The organism is Sphingobium sp. DC-2 (assembly GCF_000722555.1).
GTDB classification, from domain to species: domain Bacteria; phylum Pseudomonadota; class Alphaproteobacteria; order Sphingomonadales; family Sphingomonadaceae; genus Sphingobium; species Sphingobium quisquiliarum.
The window spans coordinates 1-19,556 of the sequence record NZ_JNAC01000023.1 but is presented as its reverse complement, the minus strand read 5'-3'; the positions used below and the strand labels follow the sequence as shown (position 1 = coordinate 19,556).

General features: G+C 61.9%; 18 protein-coding genes. 17 read left to right on the top strand and 1 reads right to left on the bottom strand.

The window, feature by feature from the left end; genetic code table 11:
- Nucleotides 1-1,740, bottom strand: a 1,740-nt coding sequence (locus ET21_RS0103030; RefSeq protein ID WP_051767960.1) for a nuclease-related domain-containing protein, incomplete at its 3' end; no start/stop codon positions are given.
- 132 nt (nucleotides 1,741-1,872) lie between these two features.
- Here ET21_RS0103030 and ET21_RS0103025 point away from each other — a divergent pair.
- The 17 genes from ET21_RS0103025 to ET21_RS0102940 all read left to right on the top strand — a co-directional run bounded on the left by ET21_RS0103025 (nucleotide 1,873) and on the right by ET21_RS0102940 (nucleotide 19,411).
- The gene (locus tag ET21_RS0103025) at nucleotides 1,873-4,017 is read left to right on the top strand and encodes a YecA family protein (protein WP_081856577.1); all 2,145 of its coding nucleotides are present in this window, start codon (nucleotides 1,873-1,875) and stop codon (nucleotides 4,015-4,017) included.
- Between the two features lie 158 nt (nucleotides 4,018-4,175).
- On the top strand, nucleotides 4,176-6,221 hold the full coding sequence (locus ET21_RS0103020) for a conjugal transfer protein TraG (RefSeq protein ID WP_030538530.1): 2,046 nt from the start codon (nucleotides 4,176-4,178) through the stop codon (nucleotides 6,219-6,221).
- A 14-nt stretch (nucleotides 6,222-6,235) separates the two neighbouring features.
- The gene (locus tag ET21_RS0103015; protein ID WP_030538529.1) at nucleotides 6,236-6,637 is read left to right on the top strand and encodes a CopG family transcriptional regulator; all 402 of its coding nucleotides are present in this window, start codon (nucleotides 6,236-6,238) and stop codon (nucleotides 6,635-6,637) included.
- Entirely contained in the window at nucleotides 6,634-7,608 is a 975-nt protein-coding gene (gene trbB / locus ET21_RS0103010; protein ID WP_030538528.1) for a P-type conjugative transfer ATPase TrbB, read from the top strand. Before ET21_RS0103015 ends, trbB begins: the two co-directional genes overlap by 4 nt.
- A gap of 4 nt (nucleotides 7,609-7,612) precedes the next feature.
- Complete coding sequence (locus tag ET21_RS0103005; RefSeq protein ID WP_030538527.1) at nucleotides 7,613-7,945, top strand: TrbC/VirB2 family protein; 333 nt, start codon at nucleotides 7,613-7,615, stop codon at nucleotides 7,943-7,945.
- Nucleotides 7,945-8,232 (top strand): VirB3 family type IV secretion system protein, encoded by a 288-nt coding sequence (locus ET21_RS0103000; RefSeq protein WP_030538526.1) that lies wholly within the window; start codon nucleotides 7,945-7,947, stop codon nucleotides 8,230-8,232. The genes ET21_RS0103005 and ET21_RS0103000 overlap by 1 nt, the downstream gene beginning before the upstream one ends.
- Complete coding sequence (gene trbE / locus ET21_RS0102995; RefSeq protein WP_030538525.1) at nucleotides 8,226-10,694, top strand: conjugal transfer protein TrbE; 2,469 nt, start codon at nucleotides 8,226-8,228, stop codon at nucleotides 10,692-10,694. Before ET21_RS0103000 ends, trbE begins: the two co-directional genes overlap by 7 nt.
- Nucleotides 10,691-11,422 carry a P-type conjugative transfer protein TrbJ gene (gene trbJ, locus ET21_RS0102990; RefSeq protein ID WP_030538524.1) on the top strand — a complete coding sequence of 244 codons (732 nt, stop codon included), beginning with the start codon at nucleotides 10,691-10,693 and terminating at the stop codon, nucleotides 11,420-11,422. The genes trbE and trbJ overlap by 4 nt, the downstream gene beginning before the upstream one ends.
- Nucleotides 11,423-11,447: 25 nt before the next feature.
- Nucleotides 11,448-12,794, top strand: a complete 1,347-nt coding sequence (gene trbL, locus ET21_RS0102985; RefSeq protein WP_030538523.1) for a P-type conjugative transfer protein TrbL — start codon at nucleotides 11,448-11,450, stop codon at nucleotides 12,792-12,794.
- A gap of 5 nt (nucleotides 12,795-12,799) precedes the next feature.
- Nucleotides 12,800-13,597, top strand: coding sequence for a conjugal transfer protein TrbF (gene trbF, locus ET21_RS0102980; RefSeq protein ID WP_030538522.1), 798 nt, complete (start codon nucleotides 12,800-12,802; stop codon nucleotides 13,595-13,597).
- On the top strand, nucleotides 13,594-14,574 hold the full coding sequence (gene trbG, locus ET21_RS0102975; protein WP_030538521.1) for a P-type conjugative transfer protein TrbG: 981 nt from the start codon (nucleotides 13,594-13,596) through the stop codon (nucleotides 14,572-14,574). Before trbF ends, trbG begins: the two co-directional genes overlap by 4 nt.
- On the top strand, nucleotides 14,571-15,872 hold the full coding sequence (locus ET21_RS0102970) for a TrbI/VirB10 family protein (RefSeq protein WP_037470183.1): 1,302 nt from the start codon (nucleotides 14,571-14,573) through the stop codon (nucleotides 15,870-15,872). The genes trbG and ET21_RS0102970 overlap by 4 nt, the downstream gene beginning before the upstream one ends.
- Nucleotides 15,873-15,887: 15 nt before the next feature.
- The gene (locus ET21_RS0102965; protein WP_030538519.1) at nucleotides 15,888-16,109 is read left to right on the top strand and encodes a DUF2274 domain-containing protein; all 222 of its coding nucleotides are present in this window, start codon (nucleotides 15,888-15,890) and stop codon (nucleotides 16,107-16,109) included.
- Nucleotides 16,106-16,417: a DUF736 family protein gene (locus ET21_RS0102960; protein WP_030538518.1), complete on the top strand. Its 312-nt coding sequence runs from the start codon at nucleotides 16,106-16,108 to the stop codon at nucleotides 16,415-16,417. Before ET21_RS0102965 ends, ET21_RS0102960 begins: the two co-directional genes overlap by 4 nt.
- A gap of 2 nt (nucleotides 16,418-16,419) precedes the next feature.
- Nucleotides 16,420-16,737 carry a helix-turn-helix domain-containing protein gene (locus ET21_RS28880; protein ID WP_037470181.1) on the top strand — a complete coding sequence of 106 codons (318 nt, stop codon included), beginning with the start codon at nucleotides 16,420-16,422 and terminating at the stop codon, nucleotides 16,735-16,737.
- Nucleotides 16,641-17,768 (top strand): site-specific integrase, encoded by a 1,128-nt coding sequence (locus ET21_RS0102950; RefSeq protein WP_051767956.1) that lies wholly within the window; start codon nucleotides 16,641-16,643, stop codon nucleotides 17,766-17,768. Before ET21_RS28880 ends, ET21_RS0102950 begins: the two co-directional genes overlap by 97 nt.
- Nucleotides 17,769-18,007: 239 nt before the next feature.
- A complete protein-coding gene (locus ET21_RS0102940; protein ID WP_013846918.1) occupies nucleotides 18,008-19,411 on the top strand; it encodes an integrase family protein in 1,404 nt (467 codons plus the stop codon).
- Nucleotides 19,412-19,556 lie beyond the last annotated feature (145 nt).

Genomic DNA, 19,556 nt, shown 5'->3' with positions numbered 1-19,556 from the left:
GGTCCCTTTTGCGCGCCGATTGGGGGTACCGATTGGACGCCGATTGACAGCTTCGTGCTCGATATTTGTCAGCAATCTGCCGAGGTGTGTCCCCTCAAAGCGCGTCAAAATCCCTGCGGGGGTCCGTGGGCCGGGAAGCCCCTCCCGCCGCACCGTCATTGCTGCATCTAGCGGATGCGAAAAGTCTTCCGTCAGCGTAACGAGATCCATTCCCTCATCAAGCCAGAGATTATTCTGGAGATGATAGGCCAATATCGTGAGTTCGCTCATTATACTGAGACGGCCAGAATAACCCACTCGCCGGTTAACGTAGCTCAAAAAGCGGAGCGGGCTCGCGAGCATTTCGGCAATCACATCGATTAGAAAGACGTCACCCACAAGCGGCGCCTTGATGCGGTCATCGCTTTCGAATGTCAGGAACTGTCGGACCTGCGCTCCCAGCGCTGGATAATGATCGGAGACGACGCAGAAGGGATAGATTTCCTTCAACTGGGGAACGGCGACCTCGGCCCCGTCGCTCTTTACAAAGCGCAGGGCCGGATCATTGAGCGAAAGACTGCAGACGCGCGCTTGGTCGTAAGCATCTTGGATTGCTTTCTTGAAATCGTCTTGGATCTGGTTGTCATTGCCCTTGCGCGCCTCAAGGGTCAGCTTCTTTGACTTGCACTGAACGACGATGGCCCGATCGGCGAACAAGACAAGGATGTCGATCTCGCTAACACGTTCGCGGCCGCGAACGACATTTACGCCGCGATGGACGTTCGTCTGGCCAAACACGTCTGCGAGCCGCTCAGCGGCAAGTGCCTCAGTGAAGTCGCCGCGATGTTTGAAGGCCGCACTCCGATAGGATTTGTCAGCAGCCATCCAGTAGAACGGCGCATCGTAAAGCGCCTCGACCAAGCCGTAGCCCTGCAGCGATATGTAGAGGCCGTCGGGAGAGCGGATGATCGGGCAGGCGTTAATGAGATTGAAGTCCCCGATCGTCTGGAAGTCCTGGTTGGACGACGTTGATGGCGCTGTAAATGCGCGCAGAACGGCTTCGGTCGTGTTCACTGGCCGCTCGGCGGCAGTAGCGATCTCCTCAGCTGAAAAGCTAAAGCCCGGCAAGAGTGTCCAGCTTTCGGGCGGGATCGACCGGAGGCCGTCCAGCACGTCGTTCAACCGCTCGTTGCCGAGGTGGCTCAGAGCCCGCGCCACGGCGACGGCGTCTCCGATCCGAAACCCCTTGTTCGCGATCAGCCACGCGTCGTCGGACACATAACGCCGCGCGGCGAACTCGCGATACTGGAACGTGTAAGCAGACTCTCCACCGTAAAAGATCGGCTCACGAAGGACATCGCCGCGGAGAAAGGGTGTTGCCCTTTCCGCCGGAATGCCTGCCTTGGCCTCTTCGAAGCCACGCAGCAATGCCGCCATCATCGGCATGTTAAATGCCGCATGAAGTTCCTCGAGCAGCTCTGAAGTTCGATCGATGAGGCGCTGGATTTCAGCAGACGGTGGCTTTGCGAAATCGATCGGACTCTTGAGCATGAGTCCCAGCAGGGTCGAGAATTCGGTCCGCACGGTGCGGCCCTCGACATAGGAGGCCTCAATTGCGTCGCCTGTCAGTTCGCCGGGATAGCTTACAAAATTGTCACGAAACGAGAGCGCCGCGAGAACATGGATATAACCTGGCGAGGCGCAGAGCCGTTCGAGATCCTGGAAAATCTCCTGCTCACTTCGGCTTGTCTCGAACTGCATCGCCTATTTCCTCACTTGTCTGCTGCCAAGACCTTAATAAGTGCCCTGGGGTAAGTCATTGCTTCTGTAGGAAAGGCTGTGCTTATTGATGAACGCTTTGCGCATGGGAGGGCGCGATCCGGGGAAAGCGGAATGGTGATGCCGAGGCGAGAGAAGGAGATTTTCGGAGATTTGGCTTCGCTGGCGGCAACGCCAGGGTTCGCCCACATCATCGCCTACTTCTGCGCACGCGACAATTTCACCTGGTACAAGGACGAGATGCGCGCAGAGGACATGCAGCATCTCTATTCCCGGTCGCGTCTCATCCGAACCGAGATGTTCACGCTGGTCGGGCTCATGGCACGCGCCAATCCAGATTATGACGCTTTGCCGCCGGAGGATCCAGCGGGTGTTGCGGCCCAGGCGGAGGCACTGCTCGAAGAGCTGCATCAGAGCATGACAATGCCGTGGAGCGAAGCGTTCGGCGAGGCTATGGCGAACGGCGAGCTGCGCAATCCGTGGACGTCAGCCGACGCGATGCGGGAACCGATTTTTTATGGCGGCGAGGCGGCCTTCTCCGTGCAGAATTGCGACTTCGCCGGCGAGAAATATGCAGCTGACGACACGTGGCTGATCGAGCACAAGGGCGCGTCGATCAGTGACATGATCACGGTCGCGAAGTCGATAGGTGATCTTCACGCGGAAAAAGTCGCCGACGTTGTTCATACAGGGCCTGCCCCCGTCGGCGATCCACGGTTTCTTCCAGCCTTTACTTTCACCGCGACAGAGCTCGAACCCCGCCTCGAAATATCGCAGGAAAGGATCAAGGCAAGCATCGAGGCCTTCGCGCTGAGGCGTGGTCAAGGGAACCTCGGTTTCAAATCGCTCCACGACTTCAATGCGGCAACGGCGACGCCGATAATCCAGGTGGGTGAGGACCGCTTCATCCTCTTTCATTTTAACGCGCTGGCAGACGCTCTCTATGAGTCTCCATTCTACTGGCTCGGAGCCGATAGGAAATACGCGTCGACCGCGCTGAAGCATCGCGGCCAATATACTGAGACGTTCGCGCTCCGGCGGCTGAGCAAGGTGTTCGGCCCTGCGCGCGTGTATCAGGGCGTCAACATCGATAGGGCAAAGGGCGACCGGCTAGCCGAAATCGATGTACTCGTGCTGTTCGGCGATCGCGCTGTCGTGCTGCAGGCTAAGTCGAAGCGCCTCACGATGGAGTCGCGGCGCGGAAACGACCTCCAGCTCAAAGGCGATTTTAAGGCAGCAATCCAGGACTCATACGATCAGGCGATGGACTGCTCTGCGGCGCTCCGCGATTCATCGCTACGTTTCAGCACTCCCGACGGAACGGTAGTAGAGGTTCCGGACAATCTGACGCAGATTTTCCCGATCTGCCTGGTCGCCGACCATTATCCGGCCCTTGCGTTTCAGACAGGCCAATTCCTTGTACCGCGGGTTGTGCCCGCCGTGCTGCCGCCGCTGGTCATCGACGTTTTCACGCTCGACGTGATGACAGAAATACTGAACCGACCACTTCGTTTTCTCAGCTACTTGGAGCTGCGGTCACTATTTGGTTCCAAAGTTTCGATCCATCACGAGATCACGCTTCTGGCGTACCATATCAAGTACAATCTGTGGCTCGACGACGAGTACGACTTCGTCGCGCTGGAGGACGATTTCGCGGCAGACCTAGAGATTGCGATGGGCGCTCGCCGCGCCGGCTTGCCGGGGAAGAAGACCCCGGATGGCATCCTAACAGCTATCAAAGGCCGGCGGATCGACGCTCTGATCAAGGCGATCGAAGCCGAACCATTCGGACCGATGATCGATCTGGTCATGCTGATGTACCAGCTGAGCGGGAACTCAATGAAAGAGCTCGCCGCCGGCGTGGATGGAGTTCTACAGTCCGCGCGGATGAAAGGATCATCCGATTTCACACTCGGCTTTGCCCATGCAGGGCTGACGATCCACGCAAATTTCAGACCGCGCACCGAGGCTGAACCTCGCCTTCTCGCGCATATGACGCTGCGGAAATATACCCAGAAAGCGCCGGAGTGGTTCGGCCTATGCCTCGACCCCAGAACCGGCGCGATCAGGTTTGGCGAGAAGATCTCATTTCCATGGAAATATGACAGCAAGGTTGCGCGGATGGCGGCTGACCTGGGGAAACCCACGCGGCCGGCGCCAGCCGCGAGGGTCGGTCCAAAGCTTGGCCGCAACGATCTCTGTCACTGTGGAAGCGGCAAAAAGTACAAGAAATGCCATTGGGCAGCTGAGACGGGCTAAGGTGAACATTATGTCGCTCGAGAACGAGATCAACCCGAAGACCGGGGAGGGAAGGGACCATCAAGGATGGTTGCGGGTATCACGCTGATCACCTGACCTGATCCAGTTTCGGCTTCGTTCGCGCCGCCTATTGCGGCCTGCGAGTCGGAGCCTGGATCATGACCCCCACCAAGCTGCTTGTCGGCCAGATTTTCGTCGTTTTTGCTATCGTCATTCTCGGCGTTTGGGCCGCGACCCAATGGGCGGCCGCCATGCTTGGCCATCAGGCTCAGCTCGGGCAGCCTTGGGCGATGGCGTTCGGATATCCGGTCTATCGGCCGTGGCAGCTCTTTACATGGTGGTATCACTATGAAGCATATGCACCGGAAGTCTTCGACAAGGCCGGCATGCTGGCCGGGGCCAGTGGCTTCCTCGGTTGCGCTTCTGCGATAGCCGGTTCGCTCTGGCGGGCCCGGCAAAACCGGCATGTCACCACCTATGGGTCGTCCCGTTGGGCATCGCGTGGCGAGATCGGCAAGGCTGGGTTGTTCCGCGATGCAGGCGTGTTTCTAGGTCGCTACCGAGGCGATTATCTGCGCCATGATGGGCCCGAACATGTCATGGCCTTCGCACCGACCCGATCAGGCAAGGGCGTCGGACTGGTGGTGCCATCGCTGCTGTCATGGACCGGCAGCACTGTAGTTCACGACATCAAGGGTGAGAACTGGCAGCTAACGGCCGGATGGCGTTCGCGCTTTTCGCATTGCCTGCTGTTCAATCCGACCGATCCGCGCTCGGCGCGTTACAATCCGCTGCTCGAGGTCCGCAAAGGCCCGGACGAAGTGCGCGATGTCCAGAACATCGCCGATATTCTCGTTGATCCCGAAGGCGCGCTCGAACGCCGCTCGCATTGGGAAAAGACCTCGCATTCGCTACTCGTCGGCGCGATCCTTCACGTTCTCTATGCCGAGGAAGAAAAGACCCTTGCCCGGGTAGCGACCTTCCTGTCCGATCCCCAGCGTTCGTTCGCGCATACGCTGCGGCGGATGATGGCCACGAACCATCTGGGGACGAAGGAACAGCCTCAGGTCCATCCGGTGGTTGCCAGCGCGGCGCGCGAGGTGCTGAACAAGTCGGAAAACGAACGCAGCGGCGTCCTTTCAACCGCCATGTCGTTCCTTGGTCTGTACCGGGATCCGATCGTGGCGCGCAACACGGCGGCTTGCGACTGGCGGATCAGCGACCTCGTCGATGCGGCCCATCCGGTCTCGCTATATCTGGTCATTCCACCGTCCGATATTTCGCGGACCAAGCCGCTGGTGCGCCTGGTCCTCAACCAGATTGGGCGCCGCCTGACCGAGCGCTTGGAGGGCGATCCGCACAAGAGCCGCAAGCATCAGCTCCTGATGATGCTGGATGAATTTCCGGCACTCGGACGGCTCGACTTTTTCGAGACCGCACTGGCCTTCATGGCGGGCTATGGCATCCGCGCGTACCTGATCGCCCAGAGCCTCAACCAGATCTCGAAGGCCTATGGCGAAAACAACGCCATCCTCGATAATTGCCATGTTCGCATCGCCTTTTCCTCGAACGACGAGAGAACCGCGAAGCGGATCAGCGACGCACTGGGCACAGCGACCGAACTGCGTGCGCAGCGCAATTATGCCGGGCACCGGCTTGCACCCTGGCTCAGCCATGTCATGGTGTCGCGGCAGGAAACCGCCCGTCCGCTGTTGACGCCGGGCGAGGTGATGCAGTTGCCGCCGGCAGATGAATTGGTGCTCGTCTCGGGCCTCGCGCCGATCCGCGCGAAAAAGCTTCGCTACTTTGAAGACGCCAATTTCACTGCCCGCGTCCTTCCGCCACCCAGCCTTGGTCCTGATGATGGCGTCTACGCCGATCGCCCTAGCCCGCGGCCCGATGACTGGGGCAGCGAGGTGCGCGGTCTGCATGAAGGGCTGGTAGCGACCGCTGATCAGGAAGGCGCGTCTTTCGATGAGGAAGCCGAAGGCGGCCTGCAACAGCAGCGCCATCCCGGCCTTGCCGAAGAACGGCCCGAGCCAGTCACTGAACCTGGCGCGGACATGATCCCCGGCATCGAGGATGACAGCGATGCGGGCGCGGACCGACAGGCCATGGACCGCCTGCGGGGTCTCGGCGCTGTCCAGCGAGCCCATGCGATGAATGAAGCCGATCGTGGTGACGATCTGCTGCCGAGCTTCTGAGGGGAGGGCCGCCTGTGAAACCCCGCCATCACCTCTATCTCGACGACGAACTGACGGCCCAGCTGGAACGCTTGGGTTCGAAGCCGGGCACATCCAAGTCAGCCATCGTTGCAGATGCGCTTCGCGACTATCTCAACCGGCGCGCCACCCGCCAAGTCGACGATCTTCTGAAAGTCCGGCTCGACCGGATGAGCACACAGCTCGGTCGGATAGAGCGCGACAGCCTTGTGCTGCTCGAAACGCTCTCGCTGTTCGTGCGCTACCAGCTCACCGTTACCGCGCCGCTTCCCGAGGGAGACAAGGCGGCGCAGGCGATAGGTCGGGAGCGCTTTCGCCGGTTCGTCGATCAGGTCGGCCGGCAGTTGGCGACAGGCCGTTCCATTGGTGTTGCGGCTTCCGACGAGGCCGGACAATGAACGGCGTCAACAGTCAGGCGGAGGGCCGCCGTCGCGCCATGCTGCGCACCGCCATGGGCCCGGCGATTGCGGCCGCACTTGGCGATCCCCGCGTCATCGAGATCATGGTCAACCCCGATGGTTCGCTCCGGCTCGACCTGCTGGGCGAAGGCCGCGTCGATACGGAATTGCGGGTGGAGCCGGCGGAAGCCGAACGCATCATCCGTCTGGTTGCCAGCCATGTTCGTACGGAAGTCCATGCCGGCGCGCCTATCGTGAGCGCGGAACTGCCTGAAGGCGGTGAACGCTTCGAGGGCCTGCTGCCACCAGTTGCCAGTGCGCCGTGCTTTTCGATCCGCAAACCGGCGGCCCGCATCCACAGGCTGATCGACTATGTCGCGGATGGCATCATGCGCGCCGAAGTCGCGCTGGCGCTCTCCATGGCGGTAGTCGAGCGCAAGAACATCCTCGTTGCCGGCAGCACCTCATCGGGCAAGACGACGCTCGCCAACGCGCTGCTGAACGAGATGGCAACGCTCGATGAGCGGGTCATTCTGATCGAGGACACACGCGAACTGCAAAGCGCCGCGGCCGATACCGTAGCGCTGCGGACCAGGCCGGGCGTCGTCACCATGGCCGATCTGGTCCGTTCGACCCTGCGGCTGCGGCCCGATCGTATCATCGTCGGCGAAGTGCGCGGCGGCGAAGCGCTCGACATGCTCAAGGCGTGGAACACCGGGCATCCGGGCGGGATCGCCACGGTCCACGCCAATTCCGCGCGTTCCGCGCTCTATCGGATCGAGCAGCTCGTCGCCGAATGCGTGGTCACCGTTCCACGCCGGCTGATTGCCGAGGCCATCGACATTGTCGTGTTCATTTCCGGCCGGGGCACCGGCCGCAGGATCGAGACCGTGGCCGAGGTCAGCGGGCTCGATGCCGACGGCGATTTTGCCGTCACCGACCTCGCCATTCCTCACAGCACAGGAGATTGAAATCATGCACGTCCGCTATCCATCGGTCATCCCCCATCTGCCGAACCCGCTGCTCATAGCCGCGGCGGCTCTCGTCTTCCCCACCTTAGCCATGGCCTCGGGTTCCGGCATGCCGTGGGAAGAACCACTCCAGCAGATTCTTGAATCCGTTCAGGGTCCTGTCGCCAAGATCGTCGCGGTCATCATCATTATCACGACCGGACTGGCGCTGGCCTTTGGTGAGACATCGGGCGGCTTTCGCAAGCTGATCCAGATCGTCTTCGGCCTCTCGATCGCCTTCGCAGCCAGTTCTTTCTTCCTGTCCTTCTTCAGCTTCGGCGGCGGAGCGCTGGTCTGATGGTCGGTGCCGGCTCCATCGCGGCAGCAGGGCAGGTCGACGGCTTCGAGGTCCCGTTGCACCGCGCGCTTACCGAACCGATCCTGTTGGGCGGAGCGCCGCGCGGCATCGCGATACTCAACGGAACGCTAGCCGCCGCGATGGGGCTGGGACTTCAGCAGTGGATCGCGGGGCTTCTGCTCTGGCTCGCCGGGCACAGCCTCGCGGTGTTTGCTGCCAAACGCGATCCCGATTTCGCCACCGTCCTTGCTCGCCACCTCCGGCAGAAGGCCTATCTCTCATGCTGAACCTGAAGGAATATCGCGGGACCGCCGACCGGCTTGCCGATCATCTGCCCTGGGCCGCACTGGTTGCTCCGGGCGTGGTGCTCAACAAGGATGGCAGTTTTCAGCGGACCCTGCGCTTTCGTGGTCCCGATCTTGAAAGCGCGACCGAAGCCGAACTCGTCTCGGTCTGCGCGCGAGCCAATAATGCGCTGCGGCGACTGGGCTCGGGCTGGGCGCTGTTCTTCGATGCCGAGCGCCTGCAGGCGCTGGGCTATCCTGCAAGCGACTTTCCCGATGCAGCATCATGGCTGGTCGATGAGGAACGCCGGGCCCATTTCGATGGACGGCGCGCCGAGCATTTCGAGAGCCGCTATCACCTGACCCTCTGCTATCTGCCGCCTGCCGATCAGGTGAGCCGGGCCGAACGGGCGCTCCTCGAGCGGGATGTTCCGCAGCAAGGACGAGACTGGCGGCAGGAACTGCGCACGTTCGTTGCCGAGACCGACCGGGTGCTCGATCTGCTGGCCGGCTTCATGGCGGAAGTCAGAGCGCTCGACGATGCCGAGACGCTGACATTCCTCCACGGCAGCATCTCGACGAAGCGTCACGCCGTCGCAGTGCCGGAAACGCCGATCTATCTCGACGGGCTGCTGGTCGACACGCCGCTTTCGGGTGGGATTGGGCCCATGCTGGGGGACCAGCATCTGCGGACGGTGACGGTCATGGGGTTCCCCAACGCCACCAGGCCGGGCATTCTCGATGCGCTCAACCATCAGGGCTTCGCCTATCGCTGGGTCACCCGCTTCATAGCGCTCGACAAGACCGCCGCGAACAAGACGCTTACCAGAATCCGGCGCCAATGGTTCAACAAGCGCAAGTCGATCGCGCAGCTCATGCGCGAGGTGATGATGAACGAGCCGGTTCCGCTCACCGACAGCGACGCCGACAACAAGGTCGCTGATGCCGATCTCGCGCTGCAGGCGCTGGGCGGCGATCATGTGGCGTTCGGATATTATACCGCGACCGTCACCGTGTCTGATGCGGATCGCGCTGCGGCGGACGAAAAAGTCCGTATCGTCGAGCGTATCGTCAATGGCCTCGGCTTTACCTGCATTCGCGAGAGCGTGAACGCGGTGGAAGCCTGGCTGGGGTCGCTGCCCGGCCATGTCTATGCCAATGTCCGGCAGCCGCTGGTCCATACGCTGAACCTCGCCCATCTGATGCCCTTGTCGAGCGTCTGGGCAGGGCCGTCGCGCAACGATCATCTTTCCGGCCCGCCGCTGCTCTATGCCGAAACCAGCGGATCGACACCGTTTCGCCTTTCGACCCATGTCGGCGACGTCGGGCATATGCTGATCGTCGGACCGACCGGTGCCGGCAAATCGGTGCTGCTGGCGCTGCTCGCTTTGCAGTTCCGCCGCTACCACGGATCACAGGTCTATATCTTCGACAAGGGGCTGTCGGCCCGCGCGACCGTGCTGGCCTGCGGCGGGGAACATCATGCGCTGGGGGAGGGCGATGGTCTCGCCTTCCAGCCCCTGAAGGCTATCGATGACGAAAGCGAGCGGGCCTGGGCGGCCGAGTGGATCGCTTCGCTGCTGGTCCACGAGAAGGTCGAGGTAACAGCAGAGGTGAAGGAAGCGCTCTGGTCGGCGCTGACCAGCCTCGCGAGTGCGCCCGCCGAAGAGCGGACGCTGACCGGTCTTTCAGTCCTGCTCCAGTCCAACGCGCTCAAATCCGCCCTCATGCCCTATACGCTCGATGGGCCCTTCGGCAGGCTGCTCGATGCCGCAGAGAACAGTCTCGCTCTCGGGGCCATGCAGTGCTTCGAAACCGAAACGCTCATGCACTCGGCAGGCGTGGTTCTGCCCGTGCTTACCTACCTGTTCCACCGGCTCGAAGAGCGGTTCGATGGCAGGCCGACGCTGCTGGTGCTCGATGAGGCCTGGGTCTTTCTCGACAATCCGGTCTTCGCCCAGCGCATCCGTGAATGGCTCAAGGTCCTGCGCAAGAAGAATGTCAGCGTGGTGTTCGCCACGCAGAGCCTTGCCGATATTGCGGACAGCAGCATTGCCCCGGCGATCATCGAGAGCTGCCCGCAGCGCATCTTCCTCGCCAACGACCGCGCGATCGAACCGCAAGGACGCGCCGCGTATGAACGCTTCGGGCTCAATGACCGGCAGATCGAACTGATCGCCCGCGCCACGCCCAAGCGGCATTATTATCTGCAATCCCGGCGGGGCAATCGCCTGTTCGAGCTGGCGCTCGGGCCTGTCGCGCTCAGCCTGTGCGGGGCTTCCGATCCCGAAACGCAACAGCTGATCGACCGGCTACTTGCCGAACATGGGCAGGCCGCGTTCCCCGCCGCCTTTCTTGAAGCGCGGGGCCTCGCCTGGGCCGCCGAGCTTCTCCGAGACTTCCCCGGTGCGAACAGCGCCGGGGGAGACCCCGTCCAACCCCAGCAGAAGGAGCTCTTCTCATGAAATCGCCTATTCTCGCGTCCGTCCTCGCAGGCATCGCCTGCACCGGCGCGGCCATCATTCCGCTCGCGCCGGCACACGCCCAGTTCGGCGGCGTCGTATTCGACCCCAGCAATTATGCGCAGAATGTGCTGACGGCCGCGCGCACGTTGCAGCAGATCAACAACCAGATCCAGGCGCTGCAAAATCAGGCGTCGATGCTGACCAATATGGCCAAGCATCTCCAGCGTCTCGATTTCTCGTCGCTGACGCAGATCACCCGGTCGATGCAGAAGATCGGCACGCTGATGGATCAGGCCGAAGGCATCGCCTTCGACCTTGCCTCTACGGACGAGGCGCTGCGCCGGCAATTTCCCGCAGCCTTCGACACGGCGCTGTCGACGAGCGAGATCGTCGCGCAGGCGCGGACCCGCTTTGCGGCGTCGATGCAGGGCTATCGCCAGACCATGCGGGTCCAGGCGCAGGTTGTCGAGAATATCGATGAGGACGCCGACCTCCTCGCGCAATTGGTATCCCAAAGCCAGTCCGCGACCGGCAGTCTGCAGGCGGCTCAGGCGACCAACCAGCTCATCGCGCTGTCGGCCAAGCAACAGCTTCAGATCCAGCAGATGATGGCGGCGCAATATCGCGCCGAAGCGCTCGAGCGTGCGCGCCAGCAACAGGCCATGGAAGCCGCCCGTGAGCAGACCCGGCGCTTCATCGGTTCGTCCCGCATCTACACGCGCGACTGACGGCACCCGGAAGGCGGCCTGGCCCATGAACCCTGACCTCAACATCATCGACGGCTTCCTTGAAGCCTTCATCAGCTACATCGACAGCGGCTTCGGGCTGCTCTCGGGCGATGTCGCGTTTCTCACCAGCGTGCTGATCGGCATCGACGTGACGCTCGCGGCGCTCTGGTGGGCGATGGACAATGATCAGGATGTTCTGGGCAAGCTCATCAAGAAGGTCCTGTACGTCGGGGCCTTCGCCTTCATCATCGGCCAGTTCAGCACGCTTGCCGAGATCATCTTCAGGAGTTTTTCCGGCCTCGGGATAACCGCGGGCGGGGGCGGGCTTTCCGCCGACGATCTGATGCATCCCGGCGCGATTGCCGGGACCGGCTTCGAGGCGGCGCATCCGCTTCTCGATCAGGTCTCCGAGCTGTCGGGGTTCCCCGAATTCTTCGGCAATTTCCTCTCGATCGCGGTGCTGCTCATCTGCTGGCTGCTCGTGGTGCTGGCCTTTTTCATCCTCGCGATCCAGCTCTTCATCACCATCCTTGAGTTCAAGCTGACGGCATTGGCAGGCTTCGTCCTCGTGCCTTTCGCACTTTGGAACAAGACTAGCTTCCTAGCTGAACGCGTGCTCGGCAATGTCGTGTCGGCGGGCATCAAGGTCATGGTGCTCGCAGTCATCGTCGGGATCGGCACCAATCTCTTCGACGAACTGACCGCGCTCGTCGGTAGCGAGCCGGACATTGCCGACGCGCTCAGCCTGCTGATGGGCGCGCTGACCCTGTTCGGCCTTGGCATCTTTGGCCCGGGCATTGCGGCGGGCCTTGTTTCCGGCGCACCGCAGCTCGGCGCCGGTGCCGCTGTCGGCACGGTGGCAGGCGCTGCGATCATGTCCGGCGGGGCGGCGATGCTCGGTGCGCGCGGCGCGATGATGGCGGGACGGGGCGGCATGGGAGCGATCCGGGCCGGAACCGCGATGGGATCGGCCGCCTCGAGCGCCTACCGGCTTGGTCAGGAAACCGCCGGCAGCGCAAGCATCGGTGCCGGCCTTGGCGGTTTGGCTACCGCTGCCGGAGGTGCTACATCGCAAGGCGCAAGAGCGGCCGCTTCGCGCATCGCAACCCCACTTCGGTCCAGTGTGGAGAAGGGGCGGCAGGCCGCCTGGAACGCCGGGCAAACCTCATCGACATCGCCCTCCTCATCGCCCGCCTCCGGCACAGGGCCGGCGGCCGGGGAGGGTACATCGCCTGCCGTCATGCCTGCCTGGGCGCAGAGCCTGCGCTCCGAGCAAACCGCCCGTCATCGCCGGCACATGGCGATGCAGGCGCTGCGCGACGGAGACCGGCCCGGCAGCGGCGCAAATCCCAACCTCAGCGAGAAGGAGTAAATCCCATGATCTTCAAGCGATCGATCCAGCGCTATGGGGTGACGCCCCAGCCCGAGACACCCTATCAGCGTGCCGGTCAGCTCTGGGATGAGCGTATCGGCTCGGCCCGTGTCCAGGCGCGGAACTGGCGGCTTGTCGCCTTTTCCTGCCTCGGTCTCACCGGCGTCCTGATCGGTGCGAATGTCTGGCAGTCGATGCAAAGCCGCGTCGCGCCCTATGTGGTGGAAGTCGATCGTCTCGGCGAAGCGCGCAGCGTCGCCCCGGCAATCCAGAACTACCAGCCCACGGACGGGCAGGTCGCCTGGCATCTGGGGCGCTTCATATCGAACGTTCGCTCGGTCTCGACCGACCCGGTGCTGGTGAAACGCAACTGGCTCGATGCCTATGACTTCGCCACCGACCGCGCGGCGATCTTCCTCAACGAATATGCAAGGGCCAACGACCCTTTCGCCGGTATCGGCCAGCGCAGCGTTTCGGTCCAGGTGACGAGCGTGGTGCGCGCTTCGGACAGCAGCTTTCAGGTCAAATGGACCGAGAGCATTTATGAGCGCGGCAGTCTGGCGAAGACCGAACGCTGGACGGCCATGCTCACCGTAACGATGCAACCGCCCAAAACGGCTGATGCCCTGCGCAAGAACCCGCTCGGCCTGTTCGTCAATGCGATTGACTGGGCCCGCGAACTCGATGGCCAGCCATCCCCGTCTCCACGGCAGGTCCAGGCGCCTGACCTTGCTGCGCCCGCAGTCCCTGCCGCCGCGCCCCCGATTGCTGCCGACCCAGAACAGAAAGGAGTCCGTCCATGATCGCCCGTCTTTCCCTGTCCCTTCCCGTGATGGTGCTGCTCTCAGCCTGCGCCGGGAAGACGCCGCCGCCTGCGATCGTTTTGGACAGCGCGCAATTCCGGCCTGCCGTGCTTGAGGCTGAACCAGCCAGGCCTGTCGAGATCGTCGAAACACCCGTGCCGCTGCCCTTGCCGGGCCAGCTTCTCCCCCCGCCGTCGGTAAGGGCCGAGGCTGGACCTCCCACGGCGCGGGTTGAAGCAGCGAACCGTGCGGCGACGCGCGAACCGTCGAGCGCAGGCTATATCAACGCGGTGCAGGTCTACCCCTGGACCGACGGCGCGCTCTACCGGCTTTACGCAGCCCCGGAGCAGGTGAGCGACATCGCGCTCCAACCCGGCGAGAAGCTCGTGGCGGTGTCCGCAGGCGATACCGTGCGCTGGGTCATCGGCGACACCTCGAGTGGAGCCGGCGAGACCGCGCGGGCGCATATATTGGTCAAGCCCTTCGCACCGGGGCTCGCGACCAATATGGTCATCACCACCGACCGGCGCGCCTATCATCTGGCGCTCGAAAGCACTGACAAGACCGCGATGGCGGCGATCAGCTGGACTTACCCGCAAGATCGCCTGCTGGCCTTGCAGCGGCAGAACGAACGTGCCGAGGAAGCACGGCCGGTGGCGGACAATGTCGCACTCACCAATCTGCGCTTCCGCTATGCCATTACCGGCGACAATCCGCCCTGGCGCCCCGTCCGGGCGTGGGATGATGGCAACAAAGTCTATATCGAGTTTCCGGCCCGGCTCGACCAGGGCGAGGCGCCGCCCCTGTTCGTGGTCGGGCCGCTGGGCCAGAGCCAGCTGGTCAACTACCGTGTCAGCGGCAATCACTATATCGTCGATCGCCTCTTCGGCGCGGCCGAGTTGCGGCTTGGCGAAAACCCGCAGGCCGTCGTGCGCATTTCCCGCACCGATGCGGCGCAGGGGAGGGCACGCCCATGAGCGGTCCCGCCAAGAATGATGCTGACCCAGCCCCGCGTCCTGATGGTGAGCCGACAGCGCCCCCGCCTGAGCCGGCCAAGTTGAGTACGGAAAAGCTCGTCCTGCGCGCCGCACCCCGGCGTGTTGTCCGGTTCCGGCGCAGTGTGATCATCGGCGGAGCCGCTTGTGCTTCGCTCGCCATCGCCGGTGTCGCCTGGATGGCGCTGGGGCCGAAGACGTTGCAGGTGGTCGCCACCGGTAATGAGAAGGCTGTCGCGGACCGGCGAACTCCGGCCGATGCCGTCGCCAATCTGCCGGGAACCTATGGCGAGCTGCCGCCCGGTGTTCCGGTGCTGGGCGATCCTCTGCCCGGCGATCTTGGCCGGCCGATCCTCGAGCACCAGCGCGGTCTCGGCATCGATCCTTCAATCGACCCCAATGCCGTGCCGCCATCCATGACCATGGAGGAGCAGGCCGCCGAGGCCGAGCGGCAGCGGATCGCTGCTCAGGCAGCGCAGGCCCGCGAAGCAGGTGTTATGGTCCAGTCGTCTGGGCGGGGTGCAGCAGCGCCGGTCACAGGTGCGGACAGAACGCCCACAGGCAGTGCAGCGCTAGGCCAGAGCGAGCAGGCGGGGCGTCTCGCGCTCGATCCGGAGCGGGACCAGAACAACCAGCAGCGTAAGCTCGATTTTGTCGGGAGCCAGGCGTCGGACGGGACCATCAATGCCCATGCACTTCAGACTCCGGCATCGCCCTACCAACTGATGGCAGGCAGTGTGATCGCCGCCAGCCTGATGACGGGGCTCAATTCCGACCTGCCGGGCATGTTGGTGGCGCAAGTGACCGAACCGGTCTTCGATACCGTGACCGGGCGTATCCTGCTCATCCCGCAAGGCTCGCGTCTGATCGGCAGCTATGACAGCGTCGTGGCTTTCGGTCAGCGGCGCGCCTTGCTGGTCTGGCAGCGGATCATCCTGCCCGATGGCAGTTCGGTCCAGATAGACAATCTGCCCGCCACCGACAGCGCGGGCTATGCGGGGCTTGCCGACAAAGTCGACTTCCATAGCTGGCAATTGCTCAAGGGCGTCGCGCTTTCGACCCTGCTGGGCGTCGGCACCGAACTCACGCTCGGCAGCGACGAGAGCGATCTTGTCCGCGCGATCCGGCAATCGACCCAGCAATCCGCCAATCAGGCGGGTCAGCAGATCGTCTCGAAGAACCTCAACATCCAGCCCACCATCACCGTCCGTCCCGGATGGCCGCTGCGCGTGATTGTCCACAAGGACATCGTGCTGCAGCCATGGGCGGGCACTCGCTAAATAAGGAGAGCCGCGATGCTCAAGCTCGCCAAACTGCCCGACCGGACACCGGTCAAACTGGCGATCACGATTACGCCCGATCTCGCCCAGGCGCTCGGCGACTATGCGACGATCTACAACCGAACCTATGGCGACAAGGCCGAGGTGGCGGACCTCGTCCCCGCCATGATCGAGAGCTTTCTGGCCAGCGATCGCGCCTTTGCCAAGGCGCGCAGGGACATGGGGGCGGGGACATGACCCGCAAGCGGACGATCGGCCGCTTCCGGCGCTCGAAGCAGGGCGGATGGGAAGGGGAGATCAACACCCTCTCCATCCAGCGCGCAATCCGTCTCGTGCCCAACGACAATAGGGTCAGCGACAACGCTCCTGCATTCCGGGTCATGCTGGGCTGGCAGCATATCGGGGACGCCTGGGAGCGGATGTCGCGCAGCGAGCCTCCCCGTGAATATTGGCGGGTGCGGATCGACGATCCCTTCTGTCCGCTCAGCGCCATGCTGTTCTCCGACGCCGAAGGCATGACCGCGCAATTGGTGCTGCAGGTCTGACCATGGGCGAGGGAGCCGAGCGCGTTCTGACCATCCGGGAAGCGGCAGCGCTGCTCAAGGTGCACCCCAACACCATCCGCAATCTGCTAGCCGAGGGGCGCATTCCGGCGGCCCGCGTCGGGCGCCAGTGGCGCTTTCTGGAAGGCGAACTTGTCGCCTGGATTCGCTCGGGCTACTCTGCGCCTGCACGAATGCAGTCAGGTGCCCAACGAAAGGAGGCATTATGGCACTCTGGAAACGTGCAGGAAAATACTACGTCAAGCTCACAGCACCTGACGGAACGCTCATTAGACGCTCTACTGGAACGACCGACAGGCTGAAGGCGCTCGAATTTCACGACAAGCTGAAGGCCGAGCTGTGGGACCTTGCCAAGCTGAAGCAGAAGCCGAAACGGACCTGGGACGAGGCGGCTTTGCGGTGGCTGAAGGAGAAGGCACACAAGAAGTCCTACCGGGACGATGTGAGCCGGATCCGGTGGTTCACCAGGCATCTGCGTGGCAAGACATTGGATCAGGTGAGCAGGGACATGATCGACCGGCTCATATCGCGCCATTTCGCCCGCAAGAGCGATCGCACCAAGGATCTCTATGTCGCGCTCATCCGCGCGATCTTCCGGAAGGCGATGCGGGAATGGGAATGGATTGCGCATGTGCCGGCGTTCAAGACCTATGCGCGCAGTGGCCGGGTCAGGGTGCGGTTTCTCACCCATGATCAGGCCGCCGAGCTCATGGGTCGGCTTCCTGAACACCAGCGCGAGGTGGTGCTGTTCGCTTTGTCGACCGGCCTGCGTCAGGGCAACATACTCCATCTGCGATGGGATCAGGTCGATATGACCCGGCGCATCGTCACGATCGGATATGGCGAGACCAAGAACGGGGAAGCGCTCGGCGTTCCCCTGAACGAGGCGGCCCTTGGCGTGTTACGGCGGCAGAAGGGCAAGCATCCGGTTCATGTGTTCACATTTCGGGGCAAGCGCCTTGCTAATGCGAATACGCGGACCTGGCGTGCGGCATTGAAGGCCTGCGGGATCGAGGATTTCCGCTGGCACGATCTGCGGCACACCTGGGCGACCTGGCTCCGGCAGAATGATGTGCCCACCTGGGTGCTTCAGGAGCTGGGGGGATGGAAATCGGAGTCGATGGTGCGGCGTTATGCGCACATGTCGGTGAAGCATCTCCAGCCTTATGCCGACCAGCTGATTTTGCCGGGCACAGACCCGCTGATTAATCCGGTCACAGACACGAAAAAGTCTAACTGCCCGGAAAAGCTGGAAAGCTCAGGTCACAAAAATGGTCACAGTGAGAGCCGTCCGCGGCTCAAGCTTGTCGCCGGCCTCGACGTAAACTCTTGATAATGAAGGAAGAAAAATGGTGGACGCACTAGGGCTCGAACCTAGGACCCGCTGATTAAGAGAAATTGGATTCAACGTCTCACCGCGAAATTTCATAGTACATCGCGTCACCATGTTACAGGAAATTCCCTTATGTTTCCTTGTATTAATGGTAAAATTGCGTCATCCTCCCGAACATGGAGGTGTGTGGCATCCCTTCCAATTTGTAGCGCAATTTGTAGCGCAAAATCGAGGCTGACATGGCAACGAAGAAATTTTCTGATCCTTGGATTCGCGGCCTGAAGGCCGCCCCAGAAGGGGGACGGGACGAGTGGCACGACGAGGCCGAAACAGGACTATTAGTTACGATCAATCCCAAGCGTCGGGTGACATTCTGGCTCTATGCGCGATACCCGAAAGGAGATGGGACGTGCGGAGCTCCTAGTCGCAGAGTGCTAGGAGATTTTTGTCCTGCGGACGCCAAGGATCGCATCTACATTGTCAAGAAGGGTGTGCCCGCCCTTGCCTTGGACGAAGCGCGGCAGAAGGCCCGAGAATGGAAGGCCGCGATTGCGGATGGCATTGACCCTAGTCGACCTGCTCAGCCGGTAGATGAAGAGCCGCAGGCGGTATTGGAGACGATTGCGACGGTTTTTGTCGAGTTTTTCAAGCGCCATGTTATGAAAGAGGGTCAGAAGGACGGCCGTGGTAGACCTCTGGCTCCGCTGCGTTCTGCAAAGGAGATCAAGCGGATTTTCGATCACTATATCTTGGAAGACCTAACCGGCAATGAGCGGTGGCGAAATCGTCCGATCGCTTCAATCACGCGCCGCGATGTAACCGAGTTACTCGATACAATTCAGGATAACAATGGAGCTACTCAAGCGGATGCCGTGCTCGCACAGCTCAGCTCCATGTTCAACTGGTACGCGGCGCGGGGAGACGATTTCGTGTCTCCAATTGTGCGGGGAATGAAGCGAACTAAATCTTCCGAGCGCAAACGCAAGCGTATTCTGAGTGACGAGGAAATCCGCATATTCTGGCAGGCTTGCGGGACGCAGGAGGTATTCGGTGTTTTCTGCCAGCTATTGTTGCTGACTCTTCAGAGGCGCGAAAAACTGCGGTTGATGCACCGGGACTATGTTACGTCCGATGGACTGTGGACGATCCCGACGGAAGATCGAGAGAAGGGTAATGCCGAGTATGTTCGGCTATCTCCCATGGCGATGCAGATCGTTAAGAAGCAGCCTACGACGCCGACCCGACCATTTGTTTTCCAGGGACGCTTGGCTGGTCCGATCAACGGCTTCACTGACGCCAAGGCGGAACTGGATGCCAAGATGGAGGAAATCGCCGGTCACCCTATCCCACACTGGGTCCTGCACGATCTGCGCCGGACCGGAAAGACGCTGATGATACGAGCAGGCGTCTCGCCGCATGTCTCTGAGCGAGTGCTTGGGCATGTCATTCCAGGCGTAGAAGGTGTCTATGATCAGCACGACTACCTCGCTGAAAAGACGGAAGCCCTTCGTCAGCTTGCGTCATTGGTGGCGCGGATACTCAATCCGAAGGACAACGTCGTTCCGATGAAGGCTCGCAGCCGGTCTCGATCGAACAGTCAAATGGAGCAAAAGGCAGAAGCAGAAAGAACTGCTATAAACTAGCTTTACCTACGGATGTGGAACTGGGCCTTCGGGGTAAAGCAGGGGAAGCAAGCCCTTGATTTGCGGTATGCCAATTGCCCCTGATTACCCTTCGTTTCCCTAAGAGCCTGATCCGAAACTAAGGTGAGTAGTATCAGGGGGTTGG

Coding starts and splice junctions, on each gene's coding strand:
- ET21_RS0103020 (WP_030538530.1), top strand. CDS start 4,176: ATGACCCCCACCAAGCTGCTTGTCGGCCAGATTTTCGTCGTTTTTGCT.
- ET21_RS0102970 (WP_037470183.1), top strand. CDS start 14,571: ATGAGCGGTCCCGCCAAGAATGATGCTGACCCAGCCCCGCGTCCTGAT.
- trbE (WP_030538525.1), top strand. CDS start 8,226: ATGCTGAACCTGAAGGAATATCGCGGGACCGCCGACCGGCTTGCCGAT.
- ET21_RS0103000 (WP_030538526.1), top strand. CDS start 7,945: ATGGTCGGTGCCGGCTCCATCGCGGCAGCAGGGCAGGTCGACGGCTTC.
- trbF (WP_030538522.1), top strand. CDS start 12,800: ATGATCTTCAAGCGATCGATCCAGCGCTATGGGGTGACGCCCCAGCCC.
- trbB (WP_030538528.1), top strand. CDS start 6,634: ATGAACGGCGTCAACAGTCAGGCGGAGGGCCGCCGTCGCGCCATGCTG.
- ET21_RS0102960 (WP_030538518.1), top strand. CDS start 16,106: ATGACCCGCAAGCGGACGATCGGCCGCTTCCGGCGCTCGAAGCAGGGC.
- trbG (WP_030538521.1), top strand. CDS start 13,594: ATGATCGCCCGTCTTTCCCTGTCCCTTCCCGTGATGGTGCTGCTCTCA.
- ET21_RS28880 (WP_037470181.1), top strand. CDS start 16,420: ATGGGCGAGGGAGCCGAGCGCGTTCTGACCATCCGGGAAGCGGCAGCG.
- ET21_RS0103025 (WP_081856577.1), top strand. CDS start 1,873: ATGGTGATGCCGAGGCGAGAGAAGGAGATTTTCGGAGATTTGGCTTCG.
- ET21_RS0102940 (WP_013846918.1), top strand. CDS start 18,008: ATGGCAACGAAGAAATTTTCTGATCCTTGGATTCGCGGCCTGAAGGCC.
- ET21_RS0102950 (WP_051767956.1), top strand. CDS start 16,641: ATGGCACTCTGGAAACGTGCAGGAAAATACTACGTCAAGCTCACAGCA.
- ET21_RS0103005 (WP_030538527.1), top strand. CDS start 7,613: ATGCACGTCCGCTATCCATCGGTCATCCCCCATCTGCCGAACCCGCTG.
- ET21_RS0102965 (WP_030538519.1), top strand. CDS start 15,888: ATGCTCAAGCTCGCCAAACTGCCCGACCGGACACCGGTCAAACTGGCG.
- trbJ (WP_030538524.1), top strand. CDS start 10,691: ATGAAATCGCCTATTCTCGCGTCCGTCCTCGCAGGCATCGCCTGCACC.
- trbL (WP_030538523.1), top strand. CDS start 11,448: ATGAACCCTGACCTCAACATCATCGACGGCTTCCTTGAAGCCTTCATC.